The following is a 1339-nucleotide window of genomic DNA, read 5'->3' as shown; positions in this document are numbered from 1 at the left end:
GGCGGAAAGGGGTCGTTCGCTGCAAATTGCACCAATGTCTGCTGAGCAATACATTGCGGGGAAAATCCCACTTGGCGGGCTTCGGTTGAGGTAGCAAATCTCTGGGCTATGCCTTGGGGCGGCGGAAGGTTGCGTTAAATGCTATGGTTACTCTGTCATCAGAGTTTTCATTCGGATGAACCCAATGGACCAGATATGAGGGGAAAATGATCAACTCACCTGCCATGGGCCTGATTGTTCGTTTTGCGCGAAATGCACTTGCCTCGAGAATACGCCAATGCGGAAGGTCAGACCGTGGGTCTAGAAATTCGATCATCCCGGATGATCCGTTTTCAACATTTGGTTGAGACACATAGTAAACACCAGACCAATGCGCTCCGGGATGTGTATGCGGGGCGTTGTAACCACTCGTTGGGTTCGCATTCATCCACGCAAACATCTTGAGCCGCAAAGCTTCCGGATCAACTTTGGATGAGACCTTTCTGGTTACCTGATAGACCGCCTCCTTTGCGGCAGTTTGCACCTTTTGGAAACAGGGATATTCGTTTTCGAACAAATTTCCTTTTGAGTGCCACCCACCTCTATTTGATTTTGAAACCCCAGCGTCAGCGCTTCTCATCTGCTCGCCTTCAAACAGAAGTTCGGCATTCAAAACCACATGATCCTCTAGCTGAAAGCGCATGATTGGGGTTGAAAAAAGCTTTTCGAACTTGGTTTGCTTCAGCATTATCTCGCTCCAAAGTTTACAAAACGTATTTTGATGTATTGCCGGAAGTACAGTCGCCATTGCTCTCGAAAGCCTTTCTTCCAGAACAATACTTCTTTGTTAAACTGTACAATCGTTAGCTTGCACCCAAGCCAATTTCAAATAGCCCTTTTGTTCAAAATCGCCGAATTGATCCTAAGTTATATTCCCCACTTGCCAACGCTGTGCTCTGATCAGGCGAAATAAACACCCAATTAGCAATCGAGGAATAGTCATGCTTAAGAAAACGTTACTGATGGGGACATCCTTTGTCTTGATGGCAAGTACCGCGTTAGCCCAAACTTCAAAAGAAGACATTGTCGACATGTTGTCGGAACAGGGTTTTACTAAGATAGAGATCAGCAAGACACTGTTCGGAAATACGAAATTCGAAGCCAAGGGAACGGGAATCGAACGGGAAATAGTTCTTGATAAGAACGGCACAGTCATGCGTGACAGGACTGAACACGATGACGAGGGCGATGACAGTAACGATGACGAAGATGATGATATCAACGACGATGACGACGGTAATGATGGTGATGACGACAGCGAAGGTGACGACGACGGTGATGATGGTGAAGGTGACGACGA

The 1339-nt window shown here is 46.9% G+C and carries 2 protein-coding genes; one reads left to right on the top strand and one right to left on the bottom strand.

Features of this window, described 5'->3' with window-relative positions:
* Positions 1-106 precede the first annotated feature (106 nt).
* Positions 107-727 (bottom strand): TIGR02466 family protein, encoded by a 621-nt coding sequence (locus tag FAP39_RS17330; RefSeq protein WP_171006917.1) that lies wholly within the window; start codon positions 725-727, stop codon positions 107-109.
* Between the two features lie 253 nt (positions 728-980).
* On the opposite strand from FAP39_RS17330, the gene FAP39_RS17325 reads away from it, so the two are divergent.
* Positions 981-1339: hypothetical protein (locus FAP39_RS17325; RefSeq protein WP_138017620.1), on the top strand; the 359-nt coding region annotated here is incomplete at its 3' end.

Source organism: Shimia litoralis (genome assembly GCF_005518135.1).
Classification (GTDB): domain Bacteria; phylum Pseudomonadota; class Alphaproteobacteria; order Rhodobacterales; family Rhodobacteraceae; genus Shimia_E; species Shimia_E litoralis.
The sequence above is the reverse complement of the archived record's forward strand: the minus strand, read 5'-3'. Positions and strand labels throughout refer to the sequence as shown.

Excerpts from the sequence above, each read along its gene's own strand:
- FAP39_RS17330 (WP_171006917.1), bottom strand. The coding sequence starts at position 727 with ATGCTGAAGCAAACCAAGTTCGAAAAGCTTTTTTCAACCCCAATCATG.